This is a genomic window from Enterococcus sp. BWT-B8 (assembly GCF_020567625.1).
Taxonomy (GTDB): Bacteria; Bacillota; Bacilli; order Lactobacillales; family Enterococcaceae; genus Enterococcus_L.
The window spans coordinates 27,396-47,937 of record NZ_JAJDJV010000012.1 but is presented as its reverse complement, the minus strand read 5'-3'; the positions used below and the strand labels follow the sequence as shown (position 1 = coordinate 47,937).

At 40.2% G+C, this 20,542-nt stretch carries 15 protein-coding genes; 6 read left to right on the top strand and 9 right to left on the bottom strand.

Annotation, left to right across the window (positions count from 1 at the left end):
- Nucleotides 1-334 precede the first annotated feature (334 nt).
- Both LI951_RS15245 and LI951_RS15135 read right to left on the bottom strand, forming a co-directional pair.
- Nucleotides 335-466, bottom strand: coding sequence for a hypothetical protein (locus tag LI951_RS15245; RefSeq protein WP_324254788.1), 132 nt, complete (start codon nucleotides 464-466; stop codon nucleotides 335-337).
- A gap of 22 nt (nucleotides 467-488) precedes the next feature.
- Entirely contained in the window at nucleotides 489-620 is a 132-nt protein-coding gene (locus tag LI951_RS15135; RefSeq protein ID WP_267491730.1) for a hypothetical protein, read from the bottom strand.
- 177 nt (nucleotides 621-797) lie between these two features.
- On the opposite strand from LI951_RS15135, the gene LI951_RS11530 reads away from it, so the two are divergent.
- Both LI951_RS11530 and lepB read left to right on the top strand, forming a co-directional pair.
- Nucleotides 798-1,355 carry a biotin transporter BioY gene (locus tag LI951_RS11530; protein ID WP_202066300.1) on the top strand — a complete coding sequence of 186 codons (558 nt, stop codon included), beginning with the start codon at nucleotides 798-800 and terminating at the stop codon, nucleotides 1,353-1,355.
- A gap of 45 nt (nucleotides 1,356-1,400) precedes the next feature.
- Nucleotides 1,401-1,943 (top strand): signal peptidase I, encoded by a 543-nt coding sequence (gene lepB / locus LI951_RS11525; protein WP_229442272.1) that lies wholly within the window; start codon nucleotides 1,401-1,403, stop codon nucleotides 1,941-1,943.
- Between the two features lie 227 nt (nucleotides 1,944-2,170).
- Here lepB and LI951_RS11520 read toward each other — a convergent pair whose 3' ends face one another.
- Both LI951_RS11520 and LI951_RS11515 read right to left on the bottom strand, forming a co-directional pair.
- On the bottom strand, nucleotides 2,171-2,785 hold the full coding sequence (locus tag LI951_RS11520; protein WP_229442271.1) for a DUF1054 domain-containing protein: 615 nt from the start codon (nucleotides 2,783-2,785) through the stop codon (nucleotides 2,171-2,173).
- A 382-nt stretch (nucleotides 2,786-3,167) separates the two neighbouring features.
- Nucleotides 3,168-3,947 carry a helix-turn-helix domain-containing protein gene (locus LI951_RS11515; RefSeq protein ID WP_202066281.1) on the bottom strand — a complete coding sequence of 260 codons (780 nt, stop codon included), beginning with the start codon at nucleotides 3,945-3,947 and terminating at the stop codon, nucleotides 3,168-3,170.
- A gap of 386 nt (nucleotides 3,948-4,333) precedes the next feature.
- Here LI951_RS11515 and LI951_RS11510 point away from each other — a divergent pair, with 386 nt between their 5' ends.
- Both LI951_RS11510 and argH read left to right on the top strand, forming a co-directional pair.
- Entirely contained in the window at nucleotides 4,334-5,539 is a 1,206-nt protein-coding gene (locus LI951_RS11510) for an argininosuccinate synthase (RefSeq protein WP_229442270.1), read from the top strand.
- A gap of 322 nt (nucleotides 5,540-5,861) precedes the next feature.
- The gene (argH, locus tag LI951_RS11505) at nucleotides 5,862-7,247 is read left to right on the top strand and encodes an argininosuccinate lyase (RefSeq protein ID WP_229442269.1); all 1,386 of its coding nucleotides are present in this window, start codon (nucleotides 5,862-5,864) and stop codon (nucleotides 7,245-7,247) included.
- Nucleotides 7,248-7,356: 109 nt separating this feature from the next.
- Here argH and LI951_RS11500 read toward each other — a convergent pair whose 3' ends face one another.
- Both LI951_RS11500 and LI951_RS11495 read right to left on the bottom strand, forming a co-directional pair.
- On the bottom strand, nucleotides 7,357-7,845 hold the full coding sequence (locus tag LI951_RS11500; RefSeq protein ID WP_202066275.1) for a Dps family protein: 489 nt from the start codon (nucleotides 7,843-7,845) through the stop codon (nucleotides 7,357-7,359).
- A 114-nt stretch (nucleotides 7,846-7,959) separates the two neighbouring features.
- The gene (locus LI951_RS11495) at nucleotides 7,960-8,784 is read right to left on the bottom strand and encodes a DUF5105 domain-containing protein (protein ID WP_229442268.1); all 825 of its coding nucleotides are present in this window, start codon (nucleotides 8,782-8,784) and stop codon (nucleotides 7,960-7,962) included.
- Between the two features lie 434 nt (nucleotides 8,785-9,218).
- Here LI951_RS11495 and LI951_RS11490 point away from each other — a divergent pair, with 434 nt between their 5' ends.
- Complete coding sequence (locus LI951_RS11490; RefSeq protein WP_229442267.1) at nucleotides 9,219-9,929, top strand: prepilin peptidase; 711 nt, start codon at nucleotides 9,219-9,221, stop codon at nucleotides 9,927-9,929.
- Between the two features lie 92 nt (nucleotides 9,930-10,021).
- Here the strand turns inward: LI951_RS11490 and msrA are convergent, their stop codons facing one another.
- The 3 genes from msrA to rpoB all read right to left on the bottom strand — a co-directional run bounded on the left by msrA (nucleotide 10,022) and on the right by rpoB (nucleotide 18,736).
- Nucleotides 10,022-10,549: a peptide-methionine (S)-S-oxide reductase MsrA gene (msrA, locus tag LI951_RS11485; RefSeq protein WP_229442266.1), complete on the bottom strand. Its 528-nt coding sequence runs from the start codon at nucleotides 10,547-10,549 to the stop codon at nucleotides 10,022-10,024.
- A 489-nt stretch (nucleotides 10,550-11,038) separates the two neighbouring features.
- On the bottom strand, nucleotides 11,039-14,692 hold the full coding sequence (rpoC, locus tag LI951_RS11480) for a DNA-directed RNA polymerase subunit beta' (protein WP_267491396.1): 3,654 nt from the start codon (nucleotides 14,690-14,692) through the stop codon (nucleotides 11,039-11,041).
- A gap of 426 nt (nucleotides 14,693-15,118) precedes the next feature.
- Nucleotides 15,119-18,736, bottom strand: a complete 3,618-nt coding sequence (gene rpoB, locus LI951_RS11475; RefSeq protein WP_202066267.1) for a DNA-directed RNA polymerase subunit beta — start codon at nucleotides 18,734-18,736, stop codon at nucleotides 15,119-15,121.
- A 779-nt stretch (nucleotides 18,737-19,515) separates the two neighbouring features.
- Here rpoB and LI951_RS11470 point away from each other — a divergent pair.
- On the top strand, nucleotides 19,516-20,502 hold the full coding sequence (locus tag LI951_RS11470; RefSeq protein WP_202066265.1) for an ABC transporter substrate-binding protein: 987 nt from the start codon (nucleotides 19,516-19,518) through the stop codon (nucleotides 20,500-20,502).
- The last annotated feature ends 40 nt before the right edge of the window (nucleotides 20,503-20,542 follow it).

Sequence of the window (20,542 nt, the reverse complement as noted above, 5' to 3'; positions counted from 1 at the left end):
GCTGACAGGACACCAGCCTTTATTACAACGAATTGATCACGCTGTTCAAGCAGATCGTCATGGGTAACTATAATTGTTGCTTTATTTTTTCCTTTGCAAGAATTTTGATAATTTCAAGCACCTTTTCAGAATCAAGATTGACGGTTGGTTTATCCGCCAAAACAATCAAAGGGACGTTATAAAGGGCTATTGCAATTGTCCTCCGTAGATGCCCTTCGCCAGCTATTTCATTTCGTCAGGATATTCATTTCCCAAATTACCTACTCCCAGCTGATCCAGCAATTCCTGAATCTCCTTGTTGCCGCCTCTTTCCTTTTTACTTTATCAACCGGCTTCAGCCGCTTAGACCAATCACTGCAGTAAATTTCCTTTTTTCCAGAAAAAACTCTGTCTTTTTCAATGCTGTAACTGCAGCATCTCCATCTAAAAAGCTTTTTCCGGCTTGTTTAAACGCTATTGCCTTCACTCACCCTTTTATCAAGTACCATTCAATAGTCCTGAGTAAGTCCATAAGCCGATTCGGTTAAAAAGGACACCAGATAGTCTATTAAAAATATCACTTTAACAATCAAGCTGCATCTTAGTTTATAATGAACAATTTCATTCCATACTAAACGCATGTCGCTCCCTCTTTCTCCTTCTCTTCCGTTAAAATTATCTATTCAATACAATGGGATAATTATTCACCTTAAAAAACCAGTTTATTTCTTTTACAAGATTGGGCTTTACATTATTCTAACTTTCCTATATAATTTTCGTTAACCAATATAAAAAATAAGTTGACGATGAGGTGTATTATGAATTCTTCTTTACGTTCCATGATTCTGGCTGCAGAGTTCGCTGCTATTATCGCTATATTTTCACAACTAACTATTCCAACAGGTCTTATTCCTCTTACAGGGCAAACATTAGCAGTAGGTTTGGCAGTAACCGTTTTAGGTCGACGTGTTGGCACCTACGCTATTTTAATCTATTTGCTCCTAGGCTTAATCGGTTTGCCTGTTTTTGCTGGAATGAAATCCGGTGTTGCAGCATTACTTGGTCCTACAGGAGGCTATTTAATTGGTTTTATTTTCAATGGTCTTATTACAGGAACAGTGATGGAACGCAAGTCCTTCAATTATACGTGGGCAGTTTTAGGAAATATTATCGGGGCTATGGTCACACTTATTTTCGGTACATTATGGCTGAAAATATATGGAGGAACAGACTGGCTTCCAGCCTTTCAAGGCGGCTTTATCCCTTTTATTATTCCAGGGATAATAAAAGCTGTACTTGCAGCCTATCTTGGTATTTTAATACGAAACAGATTACCGGCTGCCATGCTGAATTCTGAAAAATCGGTTCACAGATAGTAAAAAAGAGGGTATACTTAAGAGGAAAAGCATGGAGGGATAGTAGTGAAGAAGCATAAAATATTGCGTACTATAATAGAACTCGTAGTCCTATTCGGTCTCGTTTTCCTTTTAAGAATATTTATTTTTAATCCAGTCGAAGTGTTGGGAAATTCAATGGAGCCCACTTATCATGAATCAGATCGTCTTTGGCAGATGACATTTGTCGAGCCCAGCCGTTTTGATAATGTGACATTCATCAGTCCCAGAAATGGAAAAATGCTGGTAAAAAGAGTGATCGGTCTTCCCGGTGATACAATTCGTTATGAAAATGATCAGTTATATATCAATGATAAAGCTTATGATGAAGATTATTTAGACGAATTTAAGGTAGATATGCCTGACGAAGAAGCATTAACTCCAGATTTTTCTTTGGAAACTCTGACAGCAACCCAAACAAGCACTGTTACTGAAGGAAAATATTTTGTTCTAGGTGACAACCGTCAGATCGCTGACGACAGCCGTTATTTCGGCTTTGTTGATCAGGATGATATTAAAGGTGTAATTTTCTTCCGTTTCTTTCCATTAAATAAAATTGGGCTGCAATAACCAGTGACTAATCCAGAAGAAGCACAAAGAAATCAAACAGTAGATTTCTTTGTGCTTCTTCTTTTATGTCATGTCAACCCCTTGTAAAGATACAAGACAGCTCAGCTAAAAGCTGGTTTTTCCAACAAAACAGTTTAACTAGAATCAACAATAACCAGTCTGCGTTATAACTATCTAAACCTGGGTTTTCACAGACTCGTTATCTTGTCTCATCTTTAAGTGCTTTTTCATTTGCAATGTTGTTCCATAGCAAGCTGGTACAACGGCAGCAGCTTTTTATAGGTCTCAAGCATGTACCTCTGTGCTTCCTTTGGAGATTTCAACAGAGGATCATCCTTCCTGATAATTCGCCCAATTTGAAATTCGCCCTTTTTTACGTCCCTAAACCGAACCAGCCCTTTTTCCAGATCAGCTTCTCCTAGCTTTTCGACATTCGGCTGTGTATGATCCAATGAAATATAAAAATCATCCGGCAGCAGATCAAACAACTTCGAACTATCTAAAAATGCCTGAGCAATCTGTTGCTCATTTTTCGGATTGTCAATCAGAGACAACCACATAAATAAATAATCCGGCCATATACCCAGCTGAAAATGCGGCTCCATTTTATAGCCTCTTTTTTTCCGGCTGAGCGCAGACCATGTATTTTCAGGTGCATATGCCGTCCGACGACGATGCTGTGCAATATGAACATAAAATGTTGTATCCAGATCTTTTCCCAGCTCAGCAGCAAAGTAGTCATCCAGCTTCTGGAATTTCGGTTGTATCCGACTGCGAATCTCAACCATTCTTTCATCCAGACCTTCAACTTCAAAAACAGTAAAATCTTTTTTTATAAACATTTAACTTGCACTCCATTTCTTTTCTGCAATCACTTTTTCAATACAGCTAGCCTTACCAGCGATTAATCAACAAATAAATGTATGCTGCAGCAAAACTTATTCTCATTTTTACAGTATTCCGTTGCTTTTATCTTGGATTCAATCATTTCTTACCACATTCGTATAAAAGTATAACATATTCTTAGAAGGCAAAAAAAATGCAGAGAAACTATTATTCGGCATTTGTATTTTTCACTTGAAGTTTCTTCTATACAAAGAAGGTTAACTTTTCACCAAAGCGTATATCCAGCACAAAAAGAAACCAACATGCTATTTTTCAGCTAGCTGTTGATTTCTTTTCAAGCAATTGGATAGACAAAACTCGTATTTTCCGCTGGTATATTTAATGCCGGTACCTATATTCTCTCAAAGCTTTATCCATTCTTCCACCATCAACTTTTATCAGCCCGCAAACAGCACAAAGACCAAATAAAGCAATTTCAACGATATTACTCATCAGAAATTCAACAAGTGTCAAACTGTCCTTAATTAATAAAAGCATTCCGTATTCTCCGGCAAAGCTTAACAACCGTACAGCACTAATTAACCACCAAAAGCCTATGGACGTGTATTTCCACAAAGCAATCAGTATCCATACATAAACTACCCAAACAGCTGTGACTCTAAATAATTGAGTCAGATCTATATGAGGGTTAATTCCTGCGATTGCCAGCAGCAGCGGTACAATCAAAACAGTTACGATGCCGCCGCATTTAATCAGTCGGTTTTCTCCTGCATATCTTAGCACCGTTGCAACTCCTCCGACAATTAAGCATCCGCTGAAAACAATGAGAGACCATGTCAGTTCCTGAGTATAAATAAAATCAAGCCCCGCACAAATAATGCTGCTGATTGCCAATGAACTGATTACAACCATATACAGGACTTCCCATATGTTTTTTCTCTTTAAACTAGTAACCATTTTTTTATCTCCCTTCAATAATGCATCCAAAGAGATAGAAAACAATTCACTCAGCTGAATCAGGCTTTCAATATCCGGATAACTCCGACCTACTTCCCAGTTAGAAATCGTCTGTCTGGAGACATGCATTTTGTCTGCCAGTTCCTGCTGTGTAAAATTGTATGCTGCTCTCTTTTCCTTTAATCGGTTTCCTAAATCCATTCTTTTCTCCTTCTGTTTTCACTATAGAAAAAGCATACCATTTTCACAAGAAAAGAAAATAAGCAAATGGATGATCATCACGCAAACTTTCTAAGCATGTTGACATATCAACATTTTCAGCGGATAGAAAAAGAGTAATCCAGCTGATTTTCAAGAAAAATGCACTTCATTCTATGTAAATAAAATCTGTCTCCACTTAAGTCTTGGTATTTCTAAACATTACGGAGAAAAAATCCTTTATTTTTTCAACCACTGATATAAAATGCATATTTTATTGTTTTCGAGCATTTTATTGCATATTTATTATATAAAATTGTTGATTTTTGAATTTTAATCTGATATGATAAAAACAATTCATTTTGATATTAATAAAGGAGTCGTTTTAGATGAAAGAAAAGGTAATATTAGCATATTCTGGAGGATTGGATACTTCCGTTGCAGTGAAATGGTTGGTGGACGAAGGATATGATGTCATTGCCTGCTGCCTGGATGTAGGCGAAAAAAAGGATTTGGACTTTATTAAAGATAAAGCAGTAAAATTGGGGGCTTCTGCTTCCTATACCATTGATGCAAAAGAAGAGTTTTCTCAAGAGTTTGTTTTAGTTGCGTTACAAGGACACACTTTTTATGAACAATCTTATCCATTGGTATCCGCTCTGTCCAGACCGCTCATTGCAAAAAAACTGGTTGAGCTGGCTCATGAAACAGGGGCAACGACTATTGCTCACGGTTGTACAGGAAAAGGAAATGATCAGGTTCGTTTTGAAGTTGCAATCAATGCGCTGGACCCCAAACTAAAAGTAATTGCTCCTGTTCGGGAATGGAAATGGTCAAGAGAAGAAGAAATTAATTATGCAAAAGAAAAAGGGGTTCCTATTCCAGCTGATTTAGACAACCCCTATTCTGTCGATCAAAATCTTTGGGGACGGGCAAATGAATGCGGCATACTGGAAGATCCCTGGGCAACACCGCCTGAAGGAGCCTACGAGCTGACTGCCAGTCTGGAAAATGCACCCGATCAGGCTGATATTATTGAAATTACTTTCGCTAAAGGTGTACCTACAGCAATTAATGGTGAAAATATGCTTTTATCAGAGCTGATTTTACATTTGAATGAGTTAGCCGGAAAACATGGAATCGGTCGTATTGATCACGTGGAAAATCGTCTGGTAGGAATCAAATCCCGAGAAGTATATGAATGTCCTGCAGCAATTACTTTAATGACTGCTCATAAAGAATTGGAAGATCTGACATTTGTTCGTGAGGTTGCTCATTTTAAACCAATCATCGAGAATCAACTATCACAAGTTATTTATGATGGTCTTTGGTTCAATCCATTAACAGATGCATTGATTGCTTTCCTAAAAGAGACACAAAAGTATGTTAATGGTGTTGTCCGCATTAGGCTTTTCAAGGGACATGCAATCGTCGAGGGAAGAAAATCTGCAAACAGCTTATACAACGAAGAATTGGCAACCTATACTTCCGCAGATACCTTTGATCAGGATGCTGCTGTAGGATTTATCAAGCTATGGGGTCTGCCAACAAAAGTAAATGCAGAGGTACAGGCAAAACTGCAAAAAGAAGAATAAGATTTATTCGGCGAGGTAACCTTTGCAGTGCGCTGTAAATAATGTTATCCAACATATCTTTTCGATACTTGCATTCAGAGAGGCTCCTTTTCATTCTGTGGAATAAAAATAATGAGTCCTGCAAGAAGTTTTATTCATAATCATGTTCAGCTTTTTTGACTGATTACATTAGTGTCAAACAGCAGCATGATTATATACTTTAAACTAAAGCATGATGCTCCAGTTTTGCTTTCAGGATAAGCAGACGGTTTATCTACAATCCGAAGATAAACCGCTTCTTTCATTTATTGAAAAAAATTGATTAACTACAGAGGTGACCATTATGACAAAATTATGGGGCGGAAGATTCGAAGGTCAAAGTGAAAATTGGATCGATGAATTCGGCGCATCCATCTCCTTTGATCAGGCTTTGGCAAAACAGGATATCCTAGGTAGTCTGGCACATGTAAAGATGCTGGGCCATACAGGAATTCTCACCGAGCAGGAAACAACTGATATACAAACAGGGCTGCTTGCTGTTCAAAAAAAACTGACAGAGGGTGACTTGCAATTCAGTATTGAAAACGAGGACATTCATTTAAATATCGAAACCTTTCTTCATGAGGAGATTGGTGCAGTTGCCGGTAAACTACATACAGGCAGAAGTCGAAATGATCAAGTTGCTACAGATATGCATTTGTACTTAAAAGATATTGTTCAGGAAACCATCAAAAAAATCCGAACTTTCCGAAAGGTGCTGGTAAAAACAGCAGAGGCGCACATCGAGACAATTATGCCTGGTTATACTCACTTACAACACGCACAGCCTATTTCTTTTGCCCATCATCTAATGGCTTATTATGGCATGTTAAAACGGGATCAGGAACGGTTTGAAGAAAGCCTTAAAAGAATCGACATTTCTCCATTAGGATGTGCCGCTTTGGCTGGAACAACATTTCCGATTGATCGGGAGTATTCAGCTAAAGAACTAGGCTTTTCTGCCATCTATGAAAATAGCTTGGATGGTGTAAGTGATCGGGATTTTATTTTGGAGTTTTTAAGCAACAGCTCGATTATGATGATGCATCTTTCACGTTTTTGCGAGGAGCTGATTTTATGGTGCAGTCATGAATTTCAATTTATCGAACTGACAGATACTTTCTCTACAGGAAGTTCCATCATGCCTCAAAAGAAAAATCCGGATATGGCGGAATTAATCCGCGGAAAATCTGGGCGGGTATTTGGAAATCTATTCGGTCTGCTAACCGTCCTGAAGGGGTTGCCTCTGGCTTACAATAAAGATCTGCAGGAAGATAAAGAAGGAATGTTTGATACCGCTCATACCATTTTAACCAGTCTGGAAATAATGGCCGGAATGATTCAAAACATGAAAATCAATACAGATATTATGGAGAAATCAACTGAAAAAGACTTTTCCAATGCCACTGAGCTGGCTGACTATCTTGCCGGCAAAGGAATGCCTTTCCGTCAGGCACATGAAATAGTCGGCAAACTGGTTCTCCAATGCACAAAACAAGGCATCTACTTACAAGACATACCACTAGAAGAGTATCAGAACGTTACCCCATTAATTGAGGCAGACATTTATGATGCTTTGGCTTCCCGAACAGCAGTAAAACGTAGAAATTCTTTGGGTGGAACTGGCTTTGAACAAGTACGGAAAGCTGTAAATCACGCTCTGAAAGAACTCTCAGACAGCAATACGTAGGATAAAAGTATCTCGCTTTGCTTAGCTAAATAATCTGAATCTCTAAAAAATCGTCCCGGAACGACAACTGCTGCTCAGTTCGTTCCGGGACGATTAATTATTCTGCTGATTATCTTGTTTTTGTACGTGTATCGGCATCAATTCCAGGTGCTTTGCCTAATTTAGCCTGCAGCATCCAGATTTTCTTTTCGATATCTGTTTTATTGGCAATAAAGATATCCTGAGTAGAGTCATCACCTTCATCACCGGAAACATCAATCCCTTTTTGGTACAGGTCAGCTAAATAACGGTAGCCCTCCACCAGTTTTTCCATACGTTCTGGAATAGTACGATCATAACTTCCGATTTCATCTTCAATACCGGTATGGTCAGCAAATTCTCTTAATGTTGAATACGGAGAACCATCCAATGTGATTAAACGCTCTGAGATAACATCCAGCTGATCATTGATTTCATCCATGTAATCGTCCATTAATGGATGCAGTGTCAGGAACTCAGGTCCGCGCATATACCAGTGTGCCTGATGGATAACCACTGAAAACTGGCTCAAGTCTGCTACCAACTGATTCAAAACTTCTTTTGTCTGTTCAAATTTCATTATTATACATCCTCCTAAAATTTAGTCTACACTATGATTGTATTATGAAATGAAAGAAAAGTACAATAAAATCTCTCAATTTTAGAATATTTCTTTTTTAATAATAATTATATTTTATTCAGAATCACTAGTATTTTGTTCTGTGGAGCTGCCTTCTATATCATTCAGCAGATCATCAACTGCCTGCTGAAGCTCATCATCTGTAAGATTTTCATCCAGTGCAGGCTGACTGTATAAAGAATCCAGCATTTCATTCATCACTTCATCGACCACTTCATTTAGCGCTTCATCTAGTTCTTCATCATCCTGTGTTCCGGAAATAAAGGCCATAAACAAATTAGAGACAGCCTCTTCCTGATCCGTTGGGATAAACCACTTCCCGTTTTCTTTTTCCAGTTTAATAGACAGTTCAATTGTCTCATTTTCAATTTTTATAACCTTAATCCGCTCAGTTAAAATTGTAATGGTAGACTCAAGTATCTCCTGATCCGTTAATTCCTTCTCTGCATTTTCTATAGAATCCTTAACCAATGTTCTGGTCATTTCTTTCATTGCATTAACTAAATCCAGACCTGTTATGAAGTAACTGATTGTTGCACCATTTTTTTTTTCATCAATACCTACAATTTTATAACTGGTTTTATTCCTCATCTGATTCAGCAATTCCTGCGTCAACTCGCCTGCTTCGGCTTCAGGTACACTTGCTCCTGTTGCAGATAATCCTGAAATAAAATTGTCTTCAAAATCATCACTGACTGCATCCAGTTTCCTGCCTGACTGCTCACCATCTCTGAAAGCTGAAGCAAATTCATCAACACGCTCCTGATAAATTAATCGATCGATCAGTAATTCTCCTGCTTCTTCGGCCGGAATCGCTTTATTACAGCCAGTTAGAAAAATACCGACTACTACCAGCAATATCACCATTGCTTTTCTCATATGTACTTCCCCCATCATCGCATTGAATGCGTCTTTACTTTTATGTTTTATACTCTTGAGCCTGTCTGAAAACTCCAGTGGCGAGTACTTTCGTTATTTTTATGATGTTTGACGTCATAAAGCTTCGCTTAGGCAGCCTATAACAGCGTTTCTTTCTACATCTCCATCAAAGTAAACAGAATTATTTTTTTAAGAAATCCTTATTGAAACTGTGCATATTGTTCTTTCCATCAAATTTTCACATGCCAGCCTACTAAAAGTTCCTATATTAGCAGAAAATCCTTGTATCTACTTAGAAAAACATTGGCAACTCGTTTCCTCCATAGTTTTCAGACAGGCCCTAGTTCTATTATTCCTAAAAGAACAAAAAAAGTCTAGCTGAAATAAAAACTTTCTTTATTTTTGCGTATATTATTTTGAAAGGAGAGAACAACATGTCAACCATCCTGCTGTTTATTCTTGGAACTTGTCTGGGATCATTCTATTGTTTGGCCGCAGAGCGTATTCCCAGAGGCGAGTCCATTCTTTTTCCCACGTCTCACTGTTCTCATTGTTTTCAAAAGCTGCGTTTCTTTGAGATGGTTCCGCTGCTTTCGATTACTTTTCAACGGTTTCAGTGCAGATACTGCTCTAAAAAAATCCCTTTTATTTATTTACTCAGTGAACTCGCAGGCGGTATGATTTGTGTTCTCTGCTTTTTTGAGGGAGTGTATGCCGCTCCCTTTCATTCATTTTTACTCCTGAGTATGGGAGGCTTACTTTCTTTGACAGATATTTTTTATCTGATTGTAGAACCTAAACTGCTGCTCTTCCTGACATTCATTCTGTTTATATGGCATCTCTGCTTTTCACTTCCTCTTTACTATTTTACTGGTTTGATAATTTTTATCCTTTTGACTATCCTTAACAGATTATTCAATCAAGCTATCGGAGGCGGAGATATTCTGCTTCTATCTTGCTGGGGGCTTCTTCTGGGGATGAATGTCATTTTATTTATTGTTTTTATCGCCAGCAGCTCTGCTCTGATTTATGCGCTCGTCTATCCTCTTTTTTATCACAAAAAAATAAAACAAATCCCATTTGTTCCCTTTCTTTTTTGGGGTCTCCTTTTACATATCATTCTTACAAATCTGAAACTCTCATAAAGATAGAGAGTGAGACAGAAATAAAATTCCAAACTCTCTTCGTGCCTAACCCCGAATAAACAGCAGGACAAACACTCATATTTACCTAATATTTATTTCCAGTTATCTGCTATAAATTTTGAACGTCCAGAGCCTCTTCGGTATAAATTATAGTGCATACGGTTTTTTCTGTAATAATCCTGATGATAGTCTTCAGCCGGATAGAAGGGCTGTGCAGGTTCAATTTCCGTTACAATAGGCTTTGAAAAACGACCGCTTGTCTGTAAAGCAGCTCTAGATGCTTCAGCAATCTCTTTCTGTGTATCATCCATATAGAAAATCACCGGACGGTAAGAATCTCCACGGTCAGCAAACTGTCCCAGCGCATCAGTCGGATCTGTTTGCTTCCAATAAATTTCCACCAGCTCTTTATAGGATAAAATAGAAGGATTAAATGTAATTTCCACAGCTTCTGTATGTCCTGTAGTTCCTGTAGTCACCTGGCTGTATGTCGGATTCTCCACATCCCCGCCAGTATAACCGGAGATAACTGAAATGACTCCCGGCTGCTCATCAAACGGATGAACCATACACCAGAAACAGCCGCCGGCAAAAATCGCTTTTTCATACTTCTCTTCCATTGTTTTATTCCCCCTTTTCCCCTAATAATAATCGTCTTTTATCAGGAAAGACACTGTTTTGCTCTCTAAGTATAAAATACCGTTTTGAAAAATTTCACTAACAAAGAGCTTGTACTTTCTCTTAATATGATAACTGTTTCATCTTTCATCAAGTATAATTCCCCTAGTATTTCATTGCAGCATTCAAATTGTCGAAGAAGCTGTCTCTGCGGTTGCTTAAGGCACACAGACACTACTCTTGCGATTACTTGTCGCAGTCTTTGTATGCACCGAGTAACTGCAGGTACAAAGGAGCCTCTTGCTTCTATCCCAAAGTTTATTTGGACTTTCCAAAAGTTAAGAGTCTGAGGATTATTTCTGTCCCAGACTTTTAAACATATTACAATCAGGATTAATTTAGGATTTGATTGCAAGAAGCCAGACAACGGATTATTGTTGTCTGGCTTCCAGTGTTTATTTTAGCTGTCAGCACTAATTAATAATGCCGGCTTATTTGTTAAGTTCATTTAATGCATCTTCCGCAGCCATCTGTGCCTCAATATCAGAGATACTGTACACATTTTCACTAGCTACTTTGACTTCTTTCGGTTCCATGTTACGGTAACGAGCCATACCTGTACCAGCAGGAATGATTTTACCAATGATAACATTTTCTTTCAACCCAAGAAGCGGATCTTTCTTACCGCGAATGGCAGCATCTGTTAACACACGTGTTGTTTCCTGGAAGGAAGCAGCTGACAAGAAGCTGTTTGTTTCCAGAGAAGCTTTTGTGATACCCAGTAATACTGGACGACTTGTTGCAGGAACCCCGCCGGCTACCAAAGTATCATAGTTGCGGTCTTTAAACTCAGCAATATCCAGCAATGTTCCCGGAAGAATTTCTGTATCACCCGGATCCATTACACGGATTTTACGCAGCATTTGACGTACCATTACTTCAATATGCTTGTCGCCGATTTCAACCCCCTGCATACGGTAGACACGTTGGACTTCACGCAGCAGATAATTTTCCACTGACAGAACATCACGTACCTGCAGCAATTGTTTCGGATCAATCGATCCTTCTGTTAAAGGTCCGCCACGATGAATCGTATCTCCTTCTGCCACTTTCATTCTGGCAGTATAAGGAACTGTATACGTACGTGTATCTGTTTTCCCTTTAATTGTCACTTCTTTTTGGCGAGTTGCAGGATCTTCTGAAATATCGATGACTTCACCGGTTACTTCTGTGATCACTGCCTGACCTTTCGGATTACGCGCTTCAAAGATTTCCTGAACCCGAGGAAGACCCTGAGTGATATCGTCTCCGGCAACCCCGCCGGTATGGAACGTACGCATAGTCAACTGCGTACCTGGTTCTCCGATAGACTGAGCCGCAATTGTACCAACTGCTTCCCCAACCTCAACATCTGAACCAGTCGCAAGGTTACGACCATAGCAGTGTTTACATACACCATGTTTCGTATTACATGTAAATACGGAACGAATAGTTACTTTCTCAATTCCTGCATCGACAATTTCCTTTGCAGTATCTTCTGAAATCAACTCGTCTGCACCAATCACAACCTGACCTGTTTCAGGATGGTGAACTGCTTTACGAGTATAACGCCCAATCAGACGCTCTTCCAAAGACTCAATAATTTCATTGCCCTCTTTAATCGCTGCGATTTCAAGTCCACGGTCGGTTCCACAGTCATCTTCACGAATGATTACGTCCTGTGCCACATCAACCAGACGACGAGTCAGGTAGCCTGAATCGGCTGTTTTCAAGGCTGTATCGGTCATTCCTTTACGAGCCCCATGGGTAGAGATAAACATTTCCAAAACAGAAAGTCCTTCACGGAAGTTGGAAATGATTGGCAATTCCATGATTCGTCCATTTGGCGCAGCCATCAATCCACGCATTCCGGCAAGCTGGGTAAAGTTGGAAATATTACCACGGGCTCCTGAATCAGACATCATGAAGATCGGATTCTTTGCATCCATACTTTCAATCAATTTCAATTGAATTTCATCCTTAGCACCATTCCAAACACTGATAACACGTTCATAACGTTCATCATCTGTAATCAGACCACGACGGAATTGTTTTGTAATCGTGTCTACTTGTTTGTGGGCTGCATCAATAATCGCTTGTTTCTCATGAAGAACCATGATATCTGCGATCCCTACGGTAATCCCAGCATGAGTCGAGTGCTTGTATCCAAGATCTTTCATGCGGTCAAGCATTTTAGAAGTTTCTGTAATATGGAATCTCTTAAAGACTTCTGCAATGATATTTCCAAGATTTTTCTTTTTGAACGGCAAAACCAATTCCTGCTCTTTAATATAAGCCGGAATATCTGTTCCTGCTTCAACAAAATATTTATCAGGTGTTTGAACAGTTAGGTTATAGTCTGTCGGTTCATTCAAATAAGGAAACTCAACAGGCATAATTTCATTAAAGATAATTTTGCCGACTGTTGTAATTAAAATACGTTCTTTTTGCCAGTCTGTAAATGGCTTGTCACCCAATAGTGTCGTCTGAACCCCGATACGTGAATGCAAATGGACATAGCCATTTCGCCAAGCCAATACAGCCTCATTCATATCACGGAAGATCATTCCTTCACCTTCACGGTCTTCTTCTTCCATCGTCAGATAGTAGTTACCCAAGACCATGTCCTGAGAAGGCGTAACAACTGGTTTACCATCTTTCGGATTCAGGATATTTTGAGCCGCCAGCATCAGCATACGTGCTTCCGCCTGTGCTTCTTCATTCAAAGGTACATGGACCGCCATTTGGTCTCCATCGAAATCGGCATTGTATGCTTCACACACCAATGGATGCAGACGGATTGCACGTCCTTCAACAAGAACAGGCTCAAACGCCTGAATTCCCAGTCTGTGCAATGTAGGTGCCCGGTTCAGTAATACTGGATGCTCCTGAATAACCTCTTCCAAGATATCCCATACTTCATCCTCACCGCGTTCAATTTTACGTTTAGCATTCTTGATGTTTGTTGCGATCTCACGCTGTACCAGAACACGCATCACAAATGGTTTGAACAGCTCAATAGCCATTTCCTTCGGAAGACCGCACTGATACATTTTCAAGTTTGGTCCTACTACGATAACGGAACGACCAGAGTAATCCACACGTTTACCCAGCAGGTTCTGACGGAAACGACCTTGTTTCCCTTTCAGCATGTGAGAAAGAGACTTCAACGGACGGTTACCAGGACCGGTTACCGGACGCCCGCGACGACCGTTATCAATCAACGCATCCACAGCTTCCTGCAGCATACGTTTTTCATTTTGAACAATAATACTTGGTGCATTTAAATCAAGCAAACGTTTCAGACGGTTGTTACGGTTGATTACACGACGGTATAAATCATTTAAGTCACTTGTCGCAAAACGTCCGCCTTCTAATTGAACCATCGGGCGCAGATCCGGAGGAATAACTGGAATAACATCCATTACCATCCAACTCGGCTGATTGCCTGAAGAACGGAAAGCTTCCAAAATATCCAGGCGACGAATAGCACGAGTTCTCTTTTGACCCTGTGCAGTTTTCAAATCTTCTTTCAAACTAGCTACTTCGCCATCAGGATCCACGCTGTCAAGTAGTTGTTTAATTGCTTCAGCACCCATTGCAGCTGAAAAGCCCTGTCCGTACTGATCGCGTTTTTCACGATATTCACGTTCAGTCAGCAGCTGTTTCTTTTCCAGACCTGTATCGCCGGCATCAATCACAACATAGGAAGCAAAATAAATAATTTCTTCCAACGCCCGGGGACTCATATCCAAAACCAGTCCCATACGAGAAGGAATGCCTTTGAAATACCAGATATGAGATACAGGTGCAGCTAATTCAATATGTCCCATACGTTCACGACGAACTTTAGAACGGGTTACTTCTACTCCGCATCGGTCACATACAATTCCTTTGTAACGAATACGTTTATATTTACCACATGCACATTCCCAGTCTTTTGTAGGACCAAAAATACGCTCACAGAACAAGCCTTCACGTTCAGGCTTCAGGGTACGATAGTTAATCGTTTCCGGTTTCTTTACTTCCCCATACGACCAGCTTCTGATCTTCTCAGGTGAAGCTAAACCGATCTGCATACTCTCGAATTTATTTACATCGATCAAAAGGGGTTCCCTCCATTTCTTAATTAAGAAAAGCTGAACGAGTCGTCTAACTCATGAGCGATAAGAACAAACGAAACACATGATGCTCTTTATCATGAGGTTTGTTTGAATTATCGTCGATTGAGTTGACTCGTGAAGCTAGACAATGAAAAGCTTAGCGGACACATTCAGTTCCCGAGACAGTCCAACCGCTTCCCCCGATATTTTTATCAGTAGAAACCGTCGGCTGTCATCACGAAACCTGTTCACAAAGCCAGACTAGACAGAATCATCACTGTCATAAAATCAGTTTATAAAGCTGGATGCCAAATTTATCTGCTAATTGTCTGAGTTGAAAAACTACTCAAACAAATGGTTATTACTACTATTTTTATCAAACAGCTCTAACAGACATTACCGATAGCACACGGCAATTCTGCCGACTTCTTAGTCTTGTCTGTCTTCTGCCGTTTCAATACTCTGAACAACATCAGCTTCTGCGGCTGCTTTGGCTTCCGCTGCTTCTTTTTCCAATTGCTTTGCAGACTGCTGTTCAGCAAATTTGGTCAGTGCATCAACAGTGATCAAATCGTCATCATCATCATCCATATCACGCAATTCAATTTCCTGCTCTTCAATATCCAGAACACGCATATCCAGACCAAGGGACTGCAATTCTTTTACAAGCACACGGAATGATTCCGGCACGCCTGGTTTTGGAATTGGTTCACCCTTAACAATTGCTTCGTATGTTTTCACACGACCTACAACATCATCTGATTTGTATGTCAGTATTTCCTGAAGTGTATAAGCAGCACCGTAAGCTTCCAGTGCCCATACTTCCATTTCCCCGAAACGCTGTCCGCCAAACTGAGCTTTACCTCCAAGAGGCTGCTGTGTAACCAGTGAATAAGGTCCAATTGAACGAGCATGCAGTTTGTCATCAACCATGTGGGCCAATTTAATCATGTACATAACCCCAACAGAAATACGGTTATCAAACGGTTCACCTGTACGTCCATCGTAAAGAATTGTTTTTGCATCACTCGCCATACCGGCTTCACGAACAGTGTCCCAAACATCATCATCATCTGCGCCATCAAATACCGGTGTCGCAACATGAATACCTAATTGACGGGCTGCCATACCTAAGTGAAGTTCAAGAACCTGTCCGATATTCATCCGTGACGGAACTCCTAATGGATTCAGCATGATATCAATTGGTGTCCCATCTGGTAAGAACGGCATATCTTCTTCCGGCATAATTCGGGAAACAACCCCTTTATTTCCGTGACGTCCGGCCATTTTATCCCCTTCGTGAATTTTACGCTTTTGAACGATATATACACGAACCAGCATATTTACACCTGGAGACAGCTCATCGCCGCCTTCGCGGGTAAAGATTTTCACATCATGAACGATACCGCCTCCGCCGTGAGGTACACGTAATGAAGTATCACGAACTTCACGAGCTTTTTCTCCAAAGATGGCATGCAGCAGGCGTTCTTCGGCAGAAAGCTCTGTCACACCCTTAGGAGTTACTTTACCAACCAGCAGATCACCATCTTTTACTTCTGCACCAATACGGATAATTCCCATCTCATCAAGATCTTTTAAAGCATCCTCGCCGACGTTTGGAATTTCACGTGTAATTTCTTCAGGTCCTAATTTTGTGTCACGGGCTTCTGATTCATACTCTTCAATATGGATGGAGGTATAGACATCATCTTTCACTAGACGACGACTCATAATGATCGCATCTTCATAGTTGTATCCTTCCCAAGTCATGAAGCCGACCAGTACATTTTGTCCTAGAGCCATTTCTCCTTCTTCCATTGAAGGTCCATCTGCCAGTACATCCCCCTGCTCAACCTTTTCACCTAATGTAACAATTGGACGTTGGTTGTAGCTTGTTCCAGAGTTTGAACGACGGAATTTTGTTACCATATATTTATCCAAAGCACCATTGTCGCGACGGACACGGACTTCAGAAGCATCAACATATTCAACGACGCCATCATGTTTGCACAGAAGCGCAGCACCTGAGTCATGAGCCGCTTTATATTCCATCCCGGTTCCCACAAAAGGAGAACGAGGCTGAATCAGCGGAACAGCCTGACGCTGCATGTTCGCACCCATCAATGCACGGTTGGAGTCATCATTTTCCAAGAAGGGAATACATGCGGTCGCTACTGCAACCACCTGTTTCGGTGATACATCCATGTAATCGACCTTGTCAACTGAAACTTCCAGGTTTTCACTTTGCAGACGAGCCATAACCAGCTCTTCAGCAAAAGTACCGTCATCATTCAGTTTTGAGTTTGCCTGAGCAACAATGTAATGGTCTTCCGTGTCGGCAGTTAAGTAATCTACTTCGCTGGTTACTTTACTGGTTGCCCGGTCCACACGACGATAGGGTGTTTCAATAAAACCAAATTTGTTCACTTTGGCATAACTTGACAAACTGTTGATCAAGCCGATGTTCGGACCTTCCGGCGTTTCAATCGGACACATACGACCATAGTGGGAATAGTGAACGTCCCGAACTTCATAACCGGCACGATCCCGGGTCAGTCCGCCAGGTCCCAACGCAGAAAGACGACGTTTATGTGTCAGCTCACCTAATGGATTCGTTTGATCCATAAACTGCGACAACTGAGAAGAACCGAAAAATTCTTTAATGCTTGCCACTACCGGACGAATATTAATCAACTGCTGCGGTGTCAGAGTTTCTGTATCCTGAATGGACATTCTTTCTCGAACCACACGCTCCATACGAGCCAAACCAATACGGAACTGATTCTGTAACAGCTCACCGACTGAACGGATACGACGATTTCCCAAATGGTCAATATCATCCACATTACCGATGTCTTCCATCAAATTAAAGAAATAGCTCATAGATGCTACGATATCAGCAGGACGCACGGTTTTCACTTTATCGCCCGGATAGCCGTTGCCAATAACATTTACAATGCGCTCAGGATCTTTTGGTGACTGCACCTTAACTACCTGAACAGTCATTGGCTCAGTCACAACACCATCTTCACTTGGATAATACGTAACACTGTTTAACCCATTGTCGATATGCTCACCCAATGTATCCATCACCTGATGCGTTAAAACTGTTCCTTTTTCAACAAGGATTTCACCAGTTTCTGCATCAATCAGCGTTTCTGCCAGTGTTAAATTCAGCAGACGTGTTTTCAAATCCAGTTTTTTATTTACTTTGTAACGACCCACGTTTGCAAGATCGTAACGTTTTGGATCAAAGAAACGAGCTGTCAGTAAATTACGTGAGCTGTCAGCCGTTTTAGGCTCGCCCGGACGCAGACGCTCGTAGATATCTTTCAATCCTTCTTCTGTACGAGAATCACTTGCATTTTTATGCAGATCTTTTTCAATTGTATTCCTAAGTCCTTCGCTTTCGCCAAAAATTTCAAAAATTGTATCATCTGAACCAAAGCCCAGCGCACGAACTAGAACAGTCAAAGGAATTTTACGGGTACGGTCGATTCGGACATACGAAATATCTTTCGCATCAGTTTCCATTTCCAGCCATGCACCGCGGTTCGGAATAACGGTTGAACCGAAGCCTTCTTTTCCGTTCTTATCTACTTTCCCATGGAAATAAACACCAGGAGAACGCACAAGCTGAGAAACGATAACTCGTTCCGCACCATTGATAATAAATGTTCCCATCTCAGTCATCAGTGGAAAATCACCAAAGAAAACTTCCTGAGATTTAATTTCTCCAGTCTCACGATTTGTCAAACGCAGTGTAACATGTATCGGAGCAGAATAATTCGCATCATGTGCACGGGCTTCTTCTACCGTATACTTAGGTTCTTTCAATTCATAGTCTACAAATTCCAGGGACAGATTTCCTTGAAAATCTTCAATTGGCAGAATATCCTCAAACATTTCACGTAACCCTTCATCTAAAAACCACTGATAAGAGTCTGTTTGGATCTCGATTAAATTTGGTAACTCCAACACTTCACTGATACGCGCGAAACTTCTACGTTCGCGATGCTTTCCGTATTTTACTACGTGTCCAGCCAAGCTCTTCACCCCTCTAGATATAAGTCTGTCAAAACTCTACCCAAAATGATTTCATTTACGTTACAAATATTGTTTTTACGTAACAAAAAGCATTTTTTGCGGTTTTTAGGCAAAAAAAAACCAAAAATAGAACATACACATAATTAAAAAAATCAAGTGTTTCTACTTTTGTTTCCCTATTTAAAACCGAAACGGACAATATTTCGTTTCTGCCTTATCATTTTTATAGATAGTTTTTGCATCTACATATTCTACTTCTTTCTATAGTAAAAGTCAAGAGCTGGATGGTAATTTTCTTAGAATAGTTCCTTGAATAATAAGACGAAATCATTCGTCTGTAACGGTCACTTCTCATTTATCCAAAACTATTCTTTTCTTTGCTAAAAAGTCTTGGAAAAAATTGTCTCAATCGTCAGAAAATTCTAAATACCGGTTGACTTTTTCCTTATCTCTATTTATACTAAAAACAATTCAATCTTGCGAAGGAGCTTTTTTATGAATAAATTATCCGTTCACGCACAATTGAATAGTTACTACTTTAGCTATTTTAGATAGGTTTGTATTCATACTTTCATGGATACAAACGGCAAACTCGTTTTTGTATCTATGATGGCTAGAGCGCTTTGTATTGAACAAACAGCCGCGTAGACGATATTTCTAAGTGGCTAGACTATAAAAGTATCTTTTTACTCTTATCATCTATATCCATTTAGGCAATGTTGTCTGAATGGATTTTTTTGTTCTATCAGATAGATAAAAGAAAATGGAGGAGAACAATAATGAAAAAGAAATTAATTGGTTTAAGTATACTAACAGCTGCGGCATTTACCTTGGGAGCCTGCGGAAGCGGTGCGACAGATTCCGGATCAGGCAGCAGCGAAAATAAAGATACTGTTACTGTTGGTGTTTTGCAGCCCGTAGAACATGGCTCTTTAGATGCTGCTTATGAAGGCTTCAAGGAGGGGCTGGCGGAAAACGGTTATACAGAAGGAGAAAACATCACATTTGAGTACAGCAATGCTCAAAATGATCAGGCTCAGCTGAAAAGCATGAGTGAAAAACTGGTAAAAGGAAACCCAGATTTATTATTGGGAATCGGTACTCCGGCAGCTCAATCATTATTAAACGAAACAACAGAGATTCCAATGGTCATCACCGCTGTTACTGATCCAGTGGATGCAAAATTAGTCGCTTCACTTGAAGAACCCGGCGGCAACGTTACTGGAACAACTGATATGGTTTCTATCGATAAACAGATCGAATTATTATTAAGTATCGTACCTGATGCTGAAACAATCGGTATTATGTATAACGCGGGAGAACCAAACTCTAAAATTCAGGCAGATTTAGCCGAAGAAGCATTAACTAAAGCCGGCGTAAAAACAAAAGTTCTGACTGCCAATTCTACAAATGATGTGCAGCAGGTAACAACAAGTCTGGCAAAAGATGTTGACGGCATTTATATCCCGACAGATAACACCTTTGCCTCTGCTTCTGCAGTAATCGGAGATGTGGCAAAAGAATTAAAAGTGCCGATCGTTCCTGCATCTACTGACCAGGTAACTGAAGGCGGATTGGCAACAATCGGTATTGATTACCGTTCTCTCGGAAAACAAACAGGGGAAATGGCTGCTAAAATCCTAAAGGGCGAAGCTGAACCTGCAAGCATGCCTGTGGAAAGCGCATCTGAGCTGGAATTAGTCATTAACGAAGAGATGGCAAAAGCTCTGGGAATTGACCCTGACAGTATTAAGGCACCTAAATAATAACAAAATCGGAAGCCTGTAGCGTCTGTAATATACATGA

What these genes read in the sequence shown, in the direction of transcription:
- LI951_RS15135 (WP_267491730.1), bottom strand. Translation starts at nt 620, where the DNA reads ATGCGTTTAGTATGGAATGAAATTGTTCATTATAAACTAAGATGCAGC.
- LI951_RS11530 (WP_202066300.1), top strand. Translation starts at nt 798, where the DNA reads ATGAATTCTTCTTTACGTTCCATGATTCTGGCTGCAGAGTTCGCTGCT.
- LI951_RS11520 (WP_229442271.1), bottom strand. Translation starts at nt 2,785, where the DNA reads ATGTTTATAAAAAAAGATTTTACTGTTTTTGAAGTTGAAGGTCTGGAT.
- LI951_RS11515 (WP_202066281.1), bottom strand. Translation starts at nt 3,947, where the DNA reads ATGGATTTAGGAAACCGATTAAAGGAAAAGAGAGCAGCATACAATTTT.
- LI951_RS11510 (WP_229442270.1), top strand. Translation starts at nt 4,334, where the DNA reads ATGAAAGAAAAGGTAATATTAGCATATTCTGGAGGATTGGATACTTCC.
- argH (WP_229442269.1), top strand. Translation starts at nt 5,862, where the DNA reads ATGACAAAATTATGGGGCGGAAGATTCGAAGGTCAAAGTGAAAATTGG.
- LI951_RS11500 (WP_202066275.1), bottom strand. Translation starts at nt 7,845, where the DNA reads ATGAAATTTGAACAGACAAAAGAAGTTTTGAATCAGTTGGTAGCAGAC.
- LI951_RS11495 (WP_229442268.1), bottom strand. Translation starts at nt 8,784, where the DNA reads ATGAGAAAAGCAATGGTGATATTGCTGGTAGTAGTCGGTATTTTTCTA.
- LI951_RS11490 (WP_229442267.1), top strand. Translation starts at nt 9,219, where the DNA reads ATGTCAACCATCCTGCTGTTTATTCTTGGAACTTGTCTGGGATCATTC.
- msrA (WP_229442266.1), bottom strand. Translation starts at nt 10,549, where the DNA reads ATGGAAGAGAAGTATGAAAAAGCGATTTTTGCCGGCGGCTGTTTCTGG.
- LI951_RS11470 (WP_202066265.1), top strand. Translation starts at nt 19,516, where the DNA reads ATGAAAAAGAAATTAATTGGTTTAAGTATACTAACAGCTGCGGCATTT.